The sequence below is a fragment of the Novosphingobium sp. 550D genome (assembly GCF_057401885.1).
Genome location: NZ_CM171613.1, coordinates 1,824,620 through 1,841,881 on the forward strand (window position 1 = coordinate 1,824,620; position 17,262 = coordinate 1,841,881).

At 62.6% G+C, this 17,262-nt stretch carries 12 protein-coding genes; 10 read left to right on the top strand and 2 right to left on the bottom strand.

Annotated features, from left to right (window positions below):
* Nucleotides 1-114: 114 nt before the first annotated feature.
* The 7 genes from AC2S2E_RS08625 to AC2S2E_RS08655 are packed head-to-tail and all read left to right on the top strand — an operon-like array spanning nt 115 to nt 8,354.
* Complete coding sequence (locus tag AC2S2E_RS08625) at nt 115-2,049, top strand: potassium transporter Kup (protein ID WP_486524489.1); 1,935 nt, start codon at nt 115-117, stop codon at nt 2,047-2,049.
* Nucleotides 2,050-2,067: 18 nt separating this feature from the next.
* Complete coding sequence (locus AC2S2E_RS08630) at nt 2,068-3,480, top strand: sensor histidine kinase (RefSeq protein ID WP_486524490.1); 1,413 nt, start codon at nt 2,068-2,070, stop codon at nt 3,478-3,480.
* Complete coding sequence (locus tag AC2S2E_RS08635) at nt 3,477-4,151, top strand: response regulator transcription factor (protein ID WP_486524491.1); 675 nt, start codon at nt 3,477-3,479, stop codon at nt 4,149-4,151. Before AC2S2E_RS08630 ends, AC2S2E_RS08635 begins: the two co-directional genes overlap by 4 nt.
* Before the next feature lie 51 nt (nt 4,152-4,202).
* Entirely contained in the window at nt 4,203-6,212 is a 2,010-nt protein-coding gene (locus AC2S2E_RS08640) for an acyltransferase family protein (protein ID WP_486524492.1), read from the top strand.
* A gap of 58 nt (nt 6,213-6,270) precedes the next feature.
* On the top strand, nt 6,271-7,056 hold the full coding sequence (modA, locus tag AC2S2E_RS08645) for a molybdate ABC transporter substrate-binding protein (RefSeq protein WP_486524493.1): 786 nt from the start codon (nt 6,271-6,273) through the stop codon (nt 7,054-7,056).
* A complete protein-coding gene (modB, locus tag AC2S2E_RS08650) occupies nt 7,037-7,741 on the top strand; it encodes a molybdate ABC transporter permease subunit (protein ID WP_486524494.1) in 705 nt (234 codons plus the stop codon). Before modA ends, modB begins: the two co-directional genes overlap by 20 nt.
* Entirely contained in the window at nt 7,731-8,354 is a 624-nt protein-coding gene (locus tag AC2S2E_RS08655; protein WP_486524495.1) for a molybdenum ABC transporter ATP-binding protein, read from the top strand. Before modB ends, AC2S2E_RS08655 begins: the two co-directional genes overlap by 11 nt.
* Nucleotides 8,355-8,358: 4 nt before the next feature.
* Here the strand turns inward: AC2S2E_RS08655 and AC2S2E_RS08660 are convergent, their stop codons facing one another.
* Nucleotides 8,359-9,687 (bottom strand): amidohydrolase, encoded by a 1,329-nt coding sequence (locus AC2S2E_RS08660; protein WP_486524496.1) that lies wholly within the window; start codon nt 9,685-9,687, stop codon nt 8,359-8,361.
* 128 nt (nt 9,688-9,815) lie between these two features.
* Here AC2S2E_RS08660 and AC2S2E_RS08665 point away from each other — a divergent pair, with 128 nt between their 5' ends.
* Together AC2S2E_RS08665 and AC2S2E_RS08670 are read left to right on the top strand one after the other, a co-directional pair.
* A complete protein-coding gene (locus AC2S2E_RS08665) occupies nt 9,816-11,183 on the top strand; it encodes an L-serine ammonia-lyase (protein ID WP_486524497.1) in 1,368 nt (455 codons plus the stop codon).
* A 94-nt stretch (nt 11,184-11,277) separates the two neighbouring features.
* The gene (locus tag AC2S2E_RS08670) at nt 11,278-11,961 is read left to right on the top strand and encodes a hypothetical protein (protein WP_476102998.1); all 684 of its coding nucleotides are present in this window, start codon (nt 11,278-11,280) and stop codon (nt 11,959-11,961) included.
* A 49-nt stretch (nt 11,962-12,010) separates the two neighbouring features.
* Here the strand turns inward: AC2S2E_RS08670 and AC2S2E_RS08675 are convergent, their stop codons facing one another.
* Nucleotides 12,011-14,068, bottom strand: coding sequence for a tetratricopeptide repeat-containing sulfotransferase family protein (locus AC2S2E_RS08675; RefSeq protein WP_486524498.1), 2,058 nt, complete (start codon nt 14,066-14,068; stop codon nt 12,011-12,013).
* A 410-nt stretch (nt 14,069-14,478) separates the two neighbouring features.
* Here AC2S2E_RS08675 and AC2S2E_RS08680 point away from each other — a divergent pair, with 410 nt between their 5' ends.
* Nucleotides 14,479-17,187, top strand: coding sequence for a TonB-dependent receptor (locus AC2S2E_RS08680; protein ID WP_486524499.1), 2,709 nt, complete (start codon nt 14,479-14,481; stop codon nt 17,185-17,187).
* Nucleotides 17,188-17,262: the final 75 nt, after the last annotated feature.

The following is a 17,262-nucleotide window of genomic DNA, read 5'->3' on the forward strand; positions in this document are numbered from 1 at the left end:
GGCTATTTTACGCAGACTTTACGCCCATGGCCCGCCTTGCCCATGGCGATTTAATGCCCATTTGCATGATGCGTCAGGTTCCTATTCCCACAGGCGAACCGACGCATCATGTTGATGACCGCATCCCAAACCCATGATCATCCCGCCCCGGCACAGGGGCACCATGGACCATCCTCGCTCTGGGCGCTGACGATTGGCGCGATTGGCGTGGTCTATGGCGATATCGGCACCAGCCCGCTTTACGCCTTTCGCGAGGCGCTGGCCCAGACCGCGCAGGGCGGGATCGACCGGGGGGAAATCCTTGGCGTTCTGGCTCTGGCGCTATGGGCGCTGATTATCGTGGTGACGATGAAATATGTGCTGTTCCTCAGCCGGATGGACAATAATGGCGAAGGCGGCGTGCTTTCACTGATGGCTCTGGCGCGGCGGGCGACGGGGGGCAAATGGCTGATCGTCCTGTTGCTGGGCGCGACGGGGGCGGCGCTGTTCTATGGGGATGCGATCATCACGCCCGCGCTCTCGGTGCTTTCGGCCATCGAGGGGATGAAGACCGTTCCCGGTCTTGAAAGCATGAGCGAACCGGTGATCCTTGGCCTCTCGCTCACCATCCTGATCGGTCTTTTCGCGCTTCAGGCCCGCGGCACGGCCAGTGTGGCGGGCCTGTTCGGCCCGGTATGCGCGCTGTGGTTCATCGCGATCGGGGCCTTGGGACTGTGGCATATTTTTGAAGCGCCCGATGTCCTGTCCGCCTTTAACCCGATGTGGGCGGTCCGTTTCATGATGGGGCACGGCATCGCGGGCCTGTTCGTGCTGGGCGCGGTGTTCCTGACCGTGACGGGGGCCGAGGCGTTGATTGCCGACATGGGCCATTTCGGGCGTCGGCCGATCCAGCTGGGCTGGCTGACCTTTGTCTGGCCCGCCCTGACGCTCAATTATCTGGGGCAAGGCGCGCTGGCGCTGACGGCTCTGTCCAAGGCGCAGGCCGGTGGACAGTTGTTGCAGAATGCCGACTGGTTCTTTCTGATGGCGCCCGATTCCCTGCGTGCGCCTCTGGTGGTATTGGCCACGATGGCCACGATCATCGCCAGCCAGGCGGTCATCACCGGCGCCTATTCACTGACGCAGCAAGCCATTGCACTGGGCCTGATGCCGCGCCTTGTCATTCGCCAGACCTCTGCGGCCCAGATCGGCCAGATCTATATGCCCGGCGTCAACTGGATGTTGCTTTTGGGCGTCATCTGCCTCGTCTTTGCCTTCCGTTCCAGCAGCGCGATGGCCGCGGCCTATGGCATTGCCGTGACGGGGACGATGGTGGTCACCACCTGCCTTGCCTTTATCATCGCGTGGAAATTCTGGGGCTGGAACCCGCTGGGCAGCGCCTTGTTGATCGCGCCCTTCCTTGCGCTCGACCTGTTCTTCTTTGGCGCCAACATTCTGCGCGTGGCCGAAGGCGGCTGGGTGCCTTTGCTGGTTGCGGGCATCATCGGCCTGATCATCTATACATGGCTGCGCGGGCGCAACGCCGCGCTTCAACGCGCCAGTGAGCAGGGCGTGGCGCTGGATGAACTGGTCAAGGCGCTGGCCGCGCGTTCGCCGATGATCGTGGAGGGCACCGCCGTTTTCCTGACGCAGGACGCCAGTGTTGCCCCTTCGGCGCTGTTGCATAATCTCAAGCATAACAAGGCGCTGCATCGCACCAACATCATGTTGACGGTGGAAATGCAGTCGACGCCCTATGTTCAACCGGAAAACCGCCTGTGCCTTGACCGCCTCGACGAACGCTTCCTGCGGGCCAAGCTGCGCTATGGCTATATGGACAAAATCGACGTACCCAGCGATCTGGCGCGGGAAAAGGGGCTGCTCACCGGCACGGGCGGCACGTCCTTCTTCGTCGGGCGCAGCGCGATCCGGTTCGGCAGCCGCCCCTGTATGCCGCGCATCATGGTGCTGCTCTATCAATTCCTGCACCGCAATGCGTCCGACCCGACGGCCTTTTTCGCCATCCCCCCCAACCGAGTGGTCGAATTGGGCACACAGATCGAGCTTTGATCGCTATAGGTTGCCGCCATGTGGCGCGTTCTGACCTCTTATGCGGTCCCTTTGCTGGGCATTGCGCTGGTGACATGGATCACCAGCGCAATGCTTGACCAATGGGGGCTGGCCAGTGCGGCCCTGCTTTTCCTTTTGCCGGTGCTGCTGGGCGCGGCGCGGGGAGGGTTGGGGCCGGGGTTGGTGGCCGCACTGGCCGGGGCGGGGGCGTATAATTTCTTCCTCCTGCCGCCTTATTTCAGTTTTCATGTCCATGGGCCGGACCATGCGGTTTCGGTGCTGGTGCTGGTCATTGTCGCGCTGGTCACCAGCCGCCTTGCCACCCGCCTGCGCGAACGTGAGGAGGAAGCCCTTGCCCGCGCCGGGGCCAGCGATGAACTGGCGCAGATTTCCGCGATACTGGCCAAGGGTAATCCGGGCGATGGGCTGAACAGGGCGCGCGAATTCGTGGCGCAGCACTATGGCCCGATGCGTTTCATGGTGGACGAAGGCGCGCAGGATGATCTCTCCTCGCTTGATCAGGCCGCCGCCGCATGGGCCATGCATAATGGCGACGCCACCGGCCATGGCACCGGCGTGATGGCGGCGGCGGAATGGAGCTTTTTGCCCATGTCGCCAAAGGGGCGCGGCGCGCATCCGCTCATCGCCCTTGCCCGGCCAGAGGATGGCCGCACCCGCCCTTTGGCGCAGATTGAACATTTGCAGCAGGTCGCGCGCCTGTTGGGGCAGGGCTGGGACCGCATCGCGCTGGAGGATGAACGCCGCGCGCGTGAGGCTCTGGCCGAGGGCGACCGTCTGCGCCGGACCTTTCTGGCCAGCATGGCGCATGATTTCCGCACGCCCCTGACGGTCATCACCGGGCAATTGGAGGCGCTGTCATCCCGATCCGACGAAGCGCGCGAAGCGCTGGCCGCCGCGCGCAGGCTGGAGCGGACGATGAGCGATCTGATGGCCGCGGCGCGCATCGAGGATGGTTCGCTGCGCCCGCAATGCGAAAGCCTCGACCTGATCGATGCGGCCGATGCGGCCTGTGGCGGGGTGGTGGTGCCGGCAGGGGTTTCCTTGGGCCATGCCATCCCGGCTGAGCTGCCCTTCGTGCGTGCCGATGCGGTGCTGCTGCATCATGTGCTGCTCAATCTGATCGACAATGCGCTGCGCCATGCGGAATCGCGCGTCGAATTGGGCGGCGCGGTCCATGGTGGCGAGGTGGCGATCTGGGTTGATGATGACGGGCCGGGTGTGGCGCCAGAAGAGCGTTACCGGATCTTCGACCGTTTTGTCCGTATCGAAGGCGGTGATCGGACACAGGGCAGCGGTCTGGGGCTTGCCATCGTCAAGGGATTTGCCGAAGCGATGGACATGCAGGTCGGCGTGAAACAGGCCCCCATGGGCGGGGCGCGATTTATCTTGCGAATGAAGGGCTTGGCATGAACCGGGTTCTGGTGGTGGATGATGAACCGGCGATCCTGCGCCTGCTGGGCGCGGTTTTGGGGCGCGGGGGTTATGAGGCGGTTGGCGCCCCCACGGCATCGGCGGCCTTGGCGCAAGTGCGGCACGGGGGATTGACGGCGGCGGTGCTGGATCTGGGTCTGCCCGATCGCGACGGATTGGAATTGATCCCGATGTTGCGCGGGGCGGGGGTGCCGGTCATCGTCCTTTCGGCGCGTGATGATGTGGCGGAAAAGGTGGCCGCGCTTGACCTTGGCGCGTCCGACTATGTCACCAAACCCTTTGACGGCGAGGAATTGCTGGCCCGGCTTCGCGTGGCCCTGCGTCAGGCTGGCACTGTGGCGGCGCATGAAGTGCTGTCCTATGGCCCGATCCGCATCGACACCGCCCGGCACGAGGCCAGCGTGGATGGCCGCCTGCTCCCCCTTCCTCCTAAGGAGTTCGCCGTGCTTCAGGCTTTGGTCGAGGCGGGCGGGCGGATATTGACCCATGCGGCCTTATTGGAAAAAGTATGGGGCCGCGCCCATGTCGAGGATGTCGAATATCTGCGCGTCGCGATCCGCGCGCTGCGGTTGAAAATTGAGGCCGACCCGGCCCATCCACGCCTCATCCGCAATGAACCGGGCATCGGCTATCGCTTGATGGAGGCTTAAGGCCGCATCCAGTCTTGACCACCTGCCCGCCTTCTGTGCAGGGCCGGGGATATGTCTGGCCATCCCAAACTCTATCACCGCGCCGATATTGACGGATTGCGCGCGATCAGCGTTGCGGTCGTCGTCGCCTTTCACGCATGGTGGCGGCAGGGGTTTGGCGGCTTTGTTGGGGTGGACATCTTCTTTGTCATCTCCGGCTATCTGATCTCCGGCGCGATTTTTGATGATGTGCGTGCGGGGCGGTTCTCGCTTCGTGCGTTTTACGGGCGACGGGTGCGGCGAATCTATCCCGCGCTGATTACGGTGCTGCTGACCACTTTTGCGGTCGGTTGGGTGCAATTGTTCGATGAACGCTTTCAACAATTGGGCGCGCATCTGGCCGGGGCGGCGGTTTTTGCCTCCAACCTCGTTCTTTATGCCGAAAGCGGCTATTTCGACGCGGCTTCGGACGCCAAACCTTTGCTCCATTTATGGAGCCTTGGGGTAGAGGAGCAGTTCTATATCCTCTGGCCCCTGGCAGTGATGGGGGCTTGGCGGTTTTGGGGGCGACGGGGTGTCGTGTGGGCACTGGTTCTGGGTTTTGTCGCCAGTATTGCGCATGAGCAATTCCTGATGCGGATCGACACATCAGCGGCCTTCTACATCCCGACGGCGCGTTTCTGGGAAATGCTGGCCGGGGCCGCTCTGGCTTTGGCCGAGCGGCGGACCGCCTTGCCCATGCCCAAACAGATGGGCGACGGGCTCAGCCTGATCGGCTTTGCGCTGCTGCTGGGTAGTTTCCACTTTATTGTCGAGGGGCAGACGCCATTCCCCGGATGGGCGGCCATGGCGCCGGTGGCCGGGGCGGTGCTGATGCTGGCGGCGGGGCCAAAGGCGCTGATCAATGCCCGCCTGCTCAGCATCAGGCCGATGCGCTGGCTGGGTCAGATTTCCTATCCGCTCTATCTCTGGCACTGGCCCATATTGGTGATCGCGCGGACATCGGGCTGGGTCGATGGATATGCGATGCTGGCCTGTGTCGCGCTGGCGGTGGTGCTGGCATGGGCGACGGCGCGCTGGATTGAACCGCCGCTGCGTTATGGCGGGGCGGGCGGGGCCAAGATCAGGGGCTTGCTGGCGGCGATGGCTGTGCTGGGCCTGTCGGGGCTGGTTGTGGCGCTGGCCCATCTTCCTTCGGCCACCCATGCGCGGGTGGAGCCTTTGACGCGCCAGATCGGATGGACCATCCCGGTGGGCAGCGAGGCGCAGGGCCGGTCCTGCGCAGCCCTGATGCCGGGGCGCGGGGCGTTGGTTCCGGGGCTGGCGGGCAATGATTTTTGTTATTTGCAACATAGCGGCGCCCCCGATGTCGCGCTGGTGGGGGATTCGCTCAACCTCAGCCTGTTTCCCGGTCTGGCGTCTTATTCCGACATCAACGTGCTGGTCGCCTCGGCCAGCGAGGCCGCGCCCTTTTATGACACGACCACGACCGAGAGTTTCGACCGCACCCGGCTCAACAATTGGAAATTGACCAATCAGGCGCTGGATTATGCCATCGCCACGCCGTCGATCCGGGTGGTGGTGCTGTCTTATGCCAATGGCGATCAATTGCTGCGCGCGGCTTCATCGCATGACATGACCGACCGCGCCGATCCCACACCCGCATCGCCAGAGCTGCGGCTGGAGCGCGCCATGCGTCGCACGCTGACGCGGCTGACGTCGGCGGGCAAGGGGGTGATCATCGCCTTGCCCAATCGGCGCATGGGGTTTGATCCGGGCGATTGTCTGACCGACCTGCGCCCGTTGCATGGGGCGGCCTATCGCCATCCCTGCGGCGAACCGCGTGGCGGCGGGTTGGAGCGGGGGCAGCATGCCTATGCTGCGCAGGTGCGCAAGGTGGCGGCGGAATTTCCGGGCGTGGCCGTGGTCGATTTGGCCGCGCCTTTGTGCGATGCGCGCCTGTGTTATGCGATGCGCGATGGCCAGATGTATTACCGCGACCGCCTGCACCTGTCGCAGGCCGGATCGCGGGCCGTGGCGCCGGTTCTGCATGATGCGATCAGGGTGATGATGGCGCGCTAAACCGCTTGCCCGCCGCTTGTTTCGATATACATAGCGATATTGAAAGGGCGCATTTTTGATGGTTCGCATGTTTGGTAAAGTATGGGTCATTACGCTGGCGCTGGCCGGCGCGCCGGCCATGGCGCAACCCGTGCGCGGGCCGGTGGTTCTGGCGGCGGCCAGCCTTCAGGAATCGCTCAATGCCGCTGCCGATACATGGGCGGCGCTGGGACATCCGCGCCCGGTGCTGTCCTTTGCCTCCTCCTCGGCCCTTGCGCGGCAGATTGAGAATGGCGCGCCCGCCGATCTGTTCCTGTCGGCGGATGAAGAATGGATGGATCATGTCGGCCAGGCCCCCGGTCGCCCCGGCGGCTGGATAAAGCCGGGCACTCGGATCAGCCTGTTGACCAATTCTCTGGCGTTGATCGCGCCTGCGTCCAGCAAGATCCGGTTGACCATCGCCCCCGGCTTTCCGCTGGCCCCGGCGCTGGGGCCGAACGGGCGGCTGGCCATGGGACAGGTGACATCGGTTCCGGCGGGCAAATATGGGCGTGATGCGCTGATCGCCCTTCGCGTATGGCCCAGTGTGCAGGCGCGCGTCGCGGGCGCCGACAGCGTGCGTTCGGCCATGGCGCTGGTTTCGCGGGGAGAAGCGCCGCTGGGCATCGTGTACGCCACGGATGCGCGGGCCGACAAACGGGTGCGCGTGGTGGGAATTTTTCCGGCCAATTCGCACAAGCCCATCGTTTATCCTCTGGCCCGTTTGGCAACCTCGACCAATCCCGATGCCGAAGGGTTCCGCCGCTTCCTTGCCTCGGCGCAGGGCAAGGCAATATTTCGCGCCTATGGCTTTGGCACCAAATAGCATCAGCCCCGAGGAATGGGGCATCATCTGGCTCTCGCTCAAGGTCAGCATGGCCGCGATGGTGGTCACGCTGCCGATTGGCTTTGCGTTGGCTTGGGCGCTGGCGCGGGGGCGGTTTCCGGGCAAGGTGTTGCTGGACGGGGTGGTGCATCTGCCGCTGGTCCTGCCGCCGGTGGTGACGGGATGGCTGCTGCTGCTGACCTTTGGCGGACAGGGGGTGGCGGGGCGCTGGCTGGAGGCGATGGGCATGCCGGTCATGTTCCGCTGGACCGGGGCGGCGCTGGCGGCATCGGTCATGGCGCTGCCGTTGATGGTGCGGGCGATCCGCCTGTCGCTGGAAAGCGTGGACCGCAGGCTGGAGGCCGCGGCCCGGACGCTGGGCGCATCGCGGGCGCGGGTGTTTGCGACGATCACCTTGCCGCTGGCCCTGCCCGGCGTGCTGGCGGGCATGGTACTGGGCTTTGCGCGCAGCCTTGGTGAATTTGGCGCGACGATCACCTTTGTCTCGAACATTCCGGGTGAGACGCAGACCTTGCCGCTGGCGATCTATTCCGCATTGCAAGTGCCGGGGCAGGAGGGGATCGTGACGCGATTGGCGCTGATTTCGGTGGGCCTGTCCTTGTTGGCTCTGGTGGCGTCGGAAATGTTGACGCGGCGGATGGGGGGGCGTGGCCATGTCCTTTGATGTCGATGTCGCCATCACGCGTGGCCATACGCGGATCGCCGCGCAATTCGTCGCCGGGCCGGGGATTACGGCGCTGTTCGGCCGGTCCGGGGCGGGCAAGACCAGCGTGCTGGACATGATCGCAGGGCTGGCGCGGCCTGATCGCGGGCGGATTGCAGTGGGCGGGCGCGTGTTGTTCGACGCCGACGAAGGCATCCATCTACCGCCGGAGGCGCGCGGATGCGGCTATGTGTTTCAGGACTACCGCCTGTTTCCGCATATGAGCGTCGAGGGCAATTTGCGCTATGGCTGGCGATTGGCCGCGCCCGATGCGCGATGGATCGGGTTCGAGGCGGTGGTCGAATTTCTGGGTCTCGCCCGCCTGCTGGCGCGCCGACCCCGGCAGTTGTCGGGGGGCGAGGCGCAGCGTGTGGCGATTGGTCGCGCTTTATTGTCGGGCGCGAGGTTTCTGCTGATGGATGAACCGCTCTCCTCGCTCGACGCGGCGCGGCGCGAAGAGATCATGCGCGTGATCGAGCGAATCCGCGATGAACTGGCCCTGCCGATCCTCTATGTCAGCCATGACAGGCGTGAGGTCGAGCGATTGGCGGGCCAGATCGTCGAGATGGATTGACCCTTTACTTTCCCGCGACCGACAGGACCGAGAGCGTCAGCGCCTGAACCCCGGCGCGGATCGACGGCCCGGCCAAAGGCGCAAAGAAGGGCGAGTGGTTGACCGGTACCGGCTTTCCTTCGGCCTTGAGCTTTTCCAGCATGGTCGGATCGCTGCCGCCGATGGAAAAGAACACCGATTTGGGAATGCCCGCCAGCACGAATTCGGAATAATCCTCGCTGGCCGTCCATCCGGGCTTATACGCCGGCTCCAGCCGGACCGCGCCGGGAAGGCCAGCTTTGGACAGGACAGCATAGGTGCTGGCGGCAAGGGCGTCATCATTGACCACGCTGGGCAAGCCGTGGCGGCGGATCACTTCGGGTGCGGGGGCGCGCGACATTTCGGCCACCGCCTTGGCGGTGATATCGACGCCATCGTTCAGCAATTTGCGCGTGTCCGGGTCGAAGGAACGCAAGGACAGGCCCAATTCCGCCGTGTCGGGAATGATGTTCGACACCGTGCCCGACCGGAAATAGCCCACCGTCACCACGCCGAATTTCTGGGGGTCTTTTTGGCGGCTGATGACGGTTTGGACATCCGAAACAAAGCGGGCGCCCATGACGATGGGGTCGATGCTCATGTTGGGCATGGAGCCATGCGCGCCTTGGCCGTGAAAGATCACGCGGACCGAATCGGAATTGGACGTGGCGACGCCCTGCTTGACCTCGATATCGCCCGCCCGCGCCGGGCCGACATGGGCGGCAAAGGCATAGTCGGGCTTGGGGAAACGGGTCAGAAGGCCGTCGTCGAGCATGGCCCGCGCGCCTTCGCCAATTTCTTCCGAAGGCTGGCCGATCATGATCAGCGTGCCTTTCCACTGGTTCTTCATCGCCACCAGAGCCTGCGCCGTGCCCAGCCACCATGCCATGTGAATGTCATGGCCACAGGCGTGCATGACATAGGTCGTCTTGCCCGAAGCGTCGGTTTGCTGCGCCTTGCTGGCCCAGGCAAGGCCGGTCTTTTCCTCCATGGGCAGCGCGTCCATTTCCACGCGGACCAGAACCACCGGGCCGGGGCCGTTCTTGAGCACGCCGACAAGGCCGGTCTTGCCCACATGCTCTGTCACGTCAAAACCCAGTTTGCGCAGCTTCTCGCTCAGGATCCCGGCGGTGCGGATCTCGGTAAAGCCGACTTCGGGATGGCTGTGCAGATCCTTGTAAAGCGCTTCGAGTTCGGCCCAGTTCTTGCTGGTCTGCGCCTCGATCTGGGCCGATGTGCCCGGTTTGACGGGGGCGGCATGGACGGCCATGCCCGACAGCAACATGGGCAGGCTCAGCAACAGGGCGCGGCGCATCGGTGTCTCCTTGAAATTTCTGGCGCGGATAAGGCTTTACTGGCACCCCTTCGTCAAGGCGCGTATTGCGCATTGGTTGGGACGCGTCAGGAAAGGCGCGCATTCACGGTCGCGGGAAGAGAAGCCAGATGGCAGTCAGCGTTTTCGAATTGTTCAAGATCGGCGTGGGGCCATCCTCCAGCCATACGATGGGGCCGATGACGGCGGCGTGCCGTTTCGTGGGCGCGCTGGGCGATGGGATGGCGCGCGTGGCGCGGGTCGAAGTGTCGCTTTACGCCAGCCTTGCCCTGACCGGGCGGGGCCATGCCACCGATACGGCGACGATCGTTGGCCTGCACGGCATCGCGCCCGAAGAGGCCGACCCCGACGAGGCGGTGGCTCTGATCGAACAGGTACGCTCCAGTGGCCGCCTGATGCTGGGCGGGCGACGGGATATTGCCTTTGACGAACGCGCCGACATCCTGTGGCTGGGGCGGGAAAGCCTGCCGTTCCATCCCAATGGCATCCGCTTTGCCGCCTTTGATGCGGATGGACAGGAGGTTCTGACCCGCACCTATTTCTCCATCGGCGGCGGCTTTGTTGTGGACGAGGATCAGACCACGGCCGATGCTCCGGCGGAGGATCATGACGAACCCTATCCTTTTACCACGGCGGTCGAATTGCTGGAGATGGCGCAGCGTGACGGGTTGACCATCGCGGGATTGGCGTTGGCCAATGAGGATGCGCGGCGGCCCCGCGTGGAAACCGAGGCGGGCATTGCGCGCATCGCCGCGGCCATGGACGCCTGTATCGAACGCGGCATGAGCCAGCGGGGCGAATTGCCCGGCGGGTTAAAGGTGCAACGCCGCGCGGCCCATTTGCGCGAACGTTTCTATGCCCGGATCGAGCGGGTTTTGTCCGATCCTCTGGCCACGCTCGATCTGGTCAACCTCTGGGCTATTGCGGTCAATGAGGAGAATGCGGCGGGCGGCAAGGTGGTGACATCGCCCACCAATGGTGCGGCGGGGATCATCCCGGCGGTGCTGCGCTATGCCGAGCGTTATCACGGGGCCGATGACGGGGCCAAGGCAACCTTCCTTTTGACGGCCACGGCAATTGGCGGGTTGTACAAACGCAACGCCAGCATTTCCGCCGCCGAGGTCGGGTGTCAGGGCGAGGTCGGAGTGGCCTGTTCGATGGCGGCGGCGGGGCTGACCGCGATCATGGGCGGCACCAATGCCCAGATCGAGAATGCCGCGGAAATCGCCATGGAACATAATCTGGGCCTGACCTGTGACCCCATCGGCGGACTGGTCCAGATCCCCTGTATCGAGCGTAACGCCATGGGCGCGGTCAAGGCCATCGATGCGGCGCGTCTGGCGCTGGGCGGGGACGGGACTCATCTGGTCAGTCTGGATCAGGTGATCGAAACCATGCGCCGCACCGGGGCCGATATGATGAGCCAGTATAAGGAAACCTCGCTGGGCGGGCTTGCGGTTTGCGTTCCGGCTTGCTGATCGCTCAGGCTGTGGATTTGCGACAAAATCGCGCTTGCCTATAGCCATCGAGTATCTATCAACACGCGCCACGGGTTCGCAGGAGATTTTGTCCATGAAAAGATTGGTGTTGGCGGTTCTGGCATTGCTGGCGGTGGCCGCGCCTGCCGAGGCCCGGCATCATAAAGCCCAGCCCAAGGCCACGCATCACGCGGCCAAGGTGGTCAAGGGCAAGAAGAAGCCGGTGGCTCATGTGGCCAAGGCGCATTCGGGCAAGGCGGAAAAGCTGAGCCGGGGCAAGAAGGGCAAGGTCGAAGCCAGGAAATTGAGCCGCGCGGAAAAGCGCGCGCTGGCCCGTGCCGAAAAGCGGGGCAAGAAGCCTGAAGCCAAGCTGACGCGGGCGCAGAAGCGCGCCCTTGCGCGCAGCGGCGGTAAGCCCAAGGTTGAGGCGAAGCTGAGCCGTGCGGAAAGGCGCGCGCTGGCTCGGGCCGAGAAGAAGGGTAAAAAGGGCAAGCTGACGCGGGCGGAAAAGCGGGCTCTGGCCAAGGCGGAAAAGGCCAAGGCGGCGCCGGTTTCCAAGCATCGTATGACCCGCGCCGAACGGCGTGCAGCGGCACGCAAGTCGCGTGGTTCTTCGCGCTACGCCTCGCGTCGTTCGACCTCGCGCCACAGTTCGTCGCGTCAGGCGTCGCGCGCGCCCTATGTGCCGCCGCATTACACCGCCCCAGCCCCGGTTTCGAGCGGGCCGAGCAGTGGTTTCAACGCGGCCTTTCGGGACATCCACCCCAACGGCCAGTAAGCGTTTGAACATAGCGTAAAAGGAAAGGGCGCCCAAACCGGCGCCCTTTTTATTGTCCGATATGTGCCGCCCAATCCGACGGCGGGGCCGGAAACGCATGCACCACCGGGCCAAGCGCATCGCGCAAAGGCCCCAGCCATGCGTCATAGTTCAACCATTGCGCCAACCCGTCGCGATAGATGGGCTGGCGTACCTGCTCGCTGCTGGCGGTGCGGACGGCGCGCTTGTTTTCCCAGAAGGAGAGGCAGGCTTCCTCAAAATCCACCCCGACATAGGCGAGCAGGCGGGTCACTTCGGCCTGTGTATCGGCCACCATTTCTTCATAGATCACGCGGTGGACAGCGCCGGGCATTTCCTGATCAAAGGCCGTCATCTGCGCCACATAGTCGCGGTAATAGGCGCCAATATCGGCCAGATCATAGGAAAACGCCTGGCCGCGCGCGAAATGCTGCTTCCATCCCGAAAAACAGCAGGCCATAGGATGACGGCGCGCATCAATGATCTTCGCCTTGGGCAGGATCAGGCGGATGAGGCCGGTATTCTGCCAGTTGTTGGGCAATTTATCGATGAACATCGGCCGGTCGGTCTGGCGATGCACCCGCGTCAGGTCGATATATTCCTCGCCCAGCCTTGTCCGGTCGGCGGGGGACAGCGAGCGCAGCAAATCGCCATAGGAGGCAAATTCACCTTGTTCGGCGCGCGCCTTCAACCGGCCCGCGATCATCATCATTTCGGGCAATTCGTGGGTGCCCTCGATCATCGAATGGCTCGACAGGATCTGTTCCACCAGCGTCGAACCCGAGCGAGGCAGGCCAAGGATGAAGATCGGATCGGGTGCCATACAGCCTCCATCTCCATCGCGGGCGGCATAGAATGGCGCGGTAAAGGCGGCGGCGTGTTCGACCGCTGCGTCATGCGTACCCTTTGCATTATAGGGCAATTCAGCGCGGCGCAGGGCGTTGGCGGTCTGGTAATGCCGGAACGAGGCGGCGTAATCGCCCGCATCCTCCAAGGCCTTGCCCAAGGCAAAGTGCAGGTGGAACAGGTCCTCGCCGGTCGGGCCGCTGGCAATCGCGGCCTCCATCGCGGCGCGGTCTTCTGCGGTGAATTTGACCGTCTTCAAATTGGCCAGCGACCACCATGCCTCGCCCATCGTGGCGGTGACGGCGATGGCGCGGCGATAGGCGTCGACGGCGGCGGGCTGATCGCCCAGCGTTTTGCGCACATGGCCCAGATTTTGCCAGACATGGGCATTGTCGGGCGTTTCCTGCAAGAGCGCGTCATAGATCGCGCCCGCGCCTTCCTGATCGCCCAGACGCACCAGCACCGAGGCTTTGAGCAGGCGGTGGCCGGGGCTTTGCATCGGGGATTGGCATAGGAGTTCAACCTGATCCTTCGCCTCGTTCAAACGGTTCGTTTGCAGCAAAAGGCGGATCAGAAAGTCGCGGGCCAGATCGAAACCGGGCGCCATGGCCAAGGCTTTTTCCACCCAATCCATCGCGGCGGTCAAATCGCCCTGACGCCACAGGATCTCACCGATCAAACGTGTCGCGCTGGCGTCTTCAGGCAGGCGTTCAAGCCGCGCCATCAACATGGCCTGCGCCTCATCAAACCTGCCTTCGTTCATGGCCACGGCGGCCTTGATCAGTTCGGGATCAGAGGATGAGGCGTGGATGGCCGAGAGGTCGGCGCGCCAGGCTTTTTCCGTTTCCCCGATCTTGCGCAATTCCCGCGCCAGCAGATACCAGCCGCTGGCCACTTGCGGTTGTTGCCGGGTCAGCGTTTCGAGCGCGGCTACCGCTTTCCTGCTTTCCCCCAGCGCGCCGGCCGATTGGGCCAGTTCCCACAGGATGGGCGGCACGCCCGGTTGGCCGCGATCCAAAGCGATCAGGCGGGTGAGGGCCAATTGTTCCTTGCCCAATTGACGCAGCGCCTGACACGCGATCAATTCGGCAGGGGGCAGTTTTCCATCATAGGACTTGAGAAGGGCCTCCGCTTTGGCCAGCGCCTGGGCCGGATCGGTGCCCAGCAAGCTTGCAGCATCGGCCAGCGCCGGTCCCGGCATATTGCGGGCAACGGGTCGAGCAGCGATGGTCCCTGCAGCCATGGACGTCCTTTCAACGGGCCATTTCGGACCCACGTTCAAGGCGATGTTGTCGCGCGCTGCACCTGCGTAATCATATACGTCAGACGACGTAACCCCTCGGGACATCTTGCGCAGTTTGCGCCCTTGACTCGCCAAGCACCTATGACATTCTTCGAAACCGGACGACCGTACTAATTGCTGCATATGCGTCAGGGGCACCAACCGCAGTTGCAGCATTCAGGTCGCCATGGGGTCCAATGACGTTTTCGGCATCGGGTGGATGCATCGGTTCAAACCATGTTTGGGCCGGGTGATCCTGCTTGTCTGGCGCAATCGCCGGGACCTTTTGGCGTGTCCGCAAAACGCGTGAGTTTTGGAAATCGCGGGCGAGGATTTCGGGGCAAATGGCCAGTAATGGGGGAAGCATTACGATGATTTCAGAGTTTTCAAAAAGATCGCGCCGGGCAATTGCGCTGAGCGCCGCGACATTCCTGACGCCGTTTGCCTTGGCAGGCGCAGTGCATGCGGCCGAAGCAGAACCGGCGGCCGAACCGGCCCCCGCGGCGGAACAGGGCGGCGGTCTTGGCGACATCGTGGTTACCGCGACCCGTCGTTCGGAAAGCGTCCAGAAAGTGCCGATTTCGATGCAGGCGCTGTCGATGGAAAAGATGGCCGAACGCAACGTTAAGGGCCTGTCCGACTTTGCCGCGCTGATGCCTTCGGTGTCCTTTGCCGGTCTTGGGCCGGGCCGACAGACCGCCTATTTCCGCGGCATTGTGCCGGCGGGCGGTAACTATGCCTCGGTTGGTTATTACCTTGACGATATTCCGATCACCGGCACCAGCGTCCCCGACATTTTCGTTTACGACATGGAGCGCGTCGAAGGCCTTTCGGGTCCGCAGGGCACGCTTTACGGCGCAGGTTCGTTGGCCGGGACGATCCGTATGCTTACGAACAAGCCCAAGTTGGGCAAGTTCGAATGGGGTTATGACACCGACCTCAACAAATATGGCAAGGGCGCCATGGGCGGCCAGTTTGCTACATATGCCAACATCCCCTTTGGCGAAAAAATTGCCGCCCGTGTGATGGCGTTCTATCGCAAGGAAGGCGGTTACATTGATAACACACCCAACAATGGCAAATTCAACAATGGTGCGTCTTCGACCTTGAATCTGGGCGATAACAATCCGTTGACCAGCTACACGCTCGACAATTCCAAGATTGCCAAAAAGGATTACAACCCGGTCACCATGTATGGCGGCCGTGTTACGGTTCTGTGGGAACCGACCCCTGGTTGGCAGATCACGCCCCAACTGGCGGCCCAGTCGCAGACCGCCTATGGCTATTTCGGTTATGACCCGCGCGTGGGCGATCTTCAGGTGCATGACTATGACCTGACCCGCCGTATGGACTCGTGGTATCAGGGCGCCTTGTCGGTCCATGGTCATATTGGTGACTTTGATGTAGTATCCTCGACCGGCTATTTCGGCCGCAAGGTCCACCTGCAGAACGACTATACCTATTACACCGTGACCTATGACGGTTTCGGTGGTGGTTATGAAAGCTATCTCCAGTTCTTCGACAAGAGCGGTTGCACCGGCTCGGGCGCTTCGATGAAGTGCACCACGCTGATCAATCCGACCCAATATTACGAAGGCTGGCGTTACGAAGAGAAGTTCACGCAGGAACTGCGCTTCTCGACGCCCAAGAGCTGGCCCTTTGACGCCACTTTCGGTGGTTTCTATCAGTGGCAGAAGACCGAAGTTAACAATGACTATGGCATCCATGGTCTGAGCAACATTGCCGGTTATACGCAAGGCTGCGCCTATTCGACGACTTTTAACAGCGATGGAACGCCGGCATGTACCGGCAATTCCACGACGCTGGATGGCTTTGGCATTCCCACCAGCGCCGGCGGCACGATGGTTCTGGGCACGCCCGCGGTAAAGCGTGATGCCTATTACCTGAGCGAATCGAACACCTATACCAAGGACGCGGCGATCTTTGCCGAGGCGCATTACAACATCACGCCCAAGCTGAAGATCACCGGCGGCATCCGCTATTTCTGGACCGATCTCAAGACGCTGGGCTTTGGCGGCGTGGCGGCCACGGCGGCCAACACGACCACCACGCTCAACACGCTGACCGGCACCTACGGCTGCCCGACGCCCTTGCCGAGCAATGCGCGCCTGACCTGCCTTAACACCAACATGCTCGATCCCAACAGCATCGGGCGGTATAAGGAACAGGGCGAAACCCACAAGATCGCGCTGAATTATCAGCTTACGCCCAGCAAGATGATCTATGTGAACTATTCGACCGGCTTCCGTCCGGGTGGTTACAACCGCCCGCTGCGTATTCGTCGCACCGGCTTGCCAACGGTTGTGGCCTCGGTTGATCCGTTCAAGTCGGAAACACTGACCAACTACGAAATCGGCTTCAAGACGACGTGGAACAACATGTTCCGCTTTAACGCCGCCGTTTACATGGAAGACTGGAACAATATTCAGTATTCCGTGGTTATTGCGGGCACCCAGGGGGCGGGCATGACCGGCAATGCCGGTAAGGCGCGCGTTTATGGTGTCGAATATGACGCCGACCTAAAGCTGGGCAAGGTCACCATCAGCACGGCAGGCGCTTACAACAATGCCAAGCTGCAGGGCAACTTCTGCAACTTTGCGTATGACTCGACTTCGAGTTCGATCTCACAGCTGCCCTCGTGCTCTGTAGGCCAAACCACCGGGTCGCCGCCGGTTGCTACGGTGGCCGCCGTTGATGGCACGCGCCTGCCGCGTCAGCCGATCTTTAAGGGCACGACATCGATCCGTTATGACACGGATATTGGTGATTACCGCGCTTACTTCATGGGTGCCGCGCTGTATCAGACCAACGCGACCCAGGATCTCAACACGTTCAACAATCAATTGTTGGGTAATACCGCCGGGTTCACCACGTTCGATTTCACGGCCGGTATCAAGAAGGACACCTGGACGCTCGACATCTATCTGCAGAATGCTTTCGACAAGCGTGGTGGTCTGACGACCAACACCTTCTGCTCGATCACATTCTGTTCGGGTTCGTCGCGCACCTTTACGGTCCGCCCGCAAATTTTCGGCATTAAGTTCGGCCAGAAGTTCTGATCAATACACTTCTGACCTGATCCAGTTCACCCTGCGAAGGTAAACTAAAACCCCCATGGTTTGCGCCATGGGGGT

Bases quoted from the DNA above. Each gene is read 5' to 3' on its own strand.
- AC2S2E_RS08625 (WP_486524489.1), top strand. From the start codon at position 115: ATGACCGCATCCCAAACCCATGATCATCCCGCCCCGGCACAGGGGCAC.
- AC2S2E_RS08630 (WP_486524490.1), top strand. From the start codon at position 2,068: ATGTGGCGCGTTCTGACCTCTTATGCGGTCCCTTTGCTGGGCATTGCG.
- AC2S2E_RS08635 (WP_486524491.1), top strand. From the start codon at position 3,477: ATGAACCGGGTTCTGGTGGTGGATGATGAACCGGCGATCCTGCGCCTG.
- AC2S2E_RS08640 (WP_486524492.1), top strand. From the start codon at position 4,203: ATGTCTGGCCATCCCAAACTCTATCACCGCGCCGATATTGACGGATTG.
- modA (WP_486524493.1), top strand. From the start codon at position 6,271: ATGGTTCGCATGTTTGGTAAAGTATGGGTCATTACGCTGGCGCTGGCC.
- modB (WP_486524494.1), top strand. From the start codon at position 7,037: ATGGCTTTGGCACCAAATAGCATCAGCCCCGAGGAATGGGGCATCATC.
- AC2S2E_RS08655 (WP_486524495.1), top strand. From the start codon at position 7,731: ATGTCCTTTGATGTCGATGTCGCCATCACGCGTGGCCATACGCGGATC.
- AC2S2E_RS08660 (WP_486524496.1), bottom strand. From the start codon at position 9,687: ATGCGCCGCGCCCTGTTGCTGAGCCTGCCCATGTTGCTGTCGGGCATG.
- AC2S2E_RS08665 (WP_486524497.1), top strand. From the start codon at position 9,816: ATGGCAGTCAGCGTTTTCGAATTGTTCAAGATCGGCGTGGGGCCATCC.
- AC2S2E_RS08670 (WP_476102998.1), top strand. From the start codon at position 11,278: ATGAAAAGATTGGTGTTGGCGGTTCTGGCATTGCTGGCGGTGGCCGCG.
- AC2S2E_RS08675 (WP_486524498.1), bottom strand. From the start codon at position 14,068: ATGGCTGCAGGGACCATCGCTGCTCGACCCGTTGCCCGCAATATGCCG.
- AC2S2E_RS08680 (WP_486524499.1), top strand. From the start codon at position 14,479: ATGATTTCAGAGTTTTCAAAAAGATCGCGCCGGGCAATTGCGCTGAGC.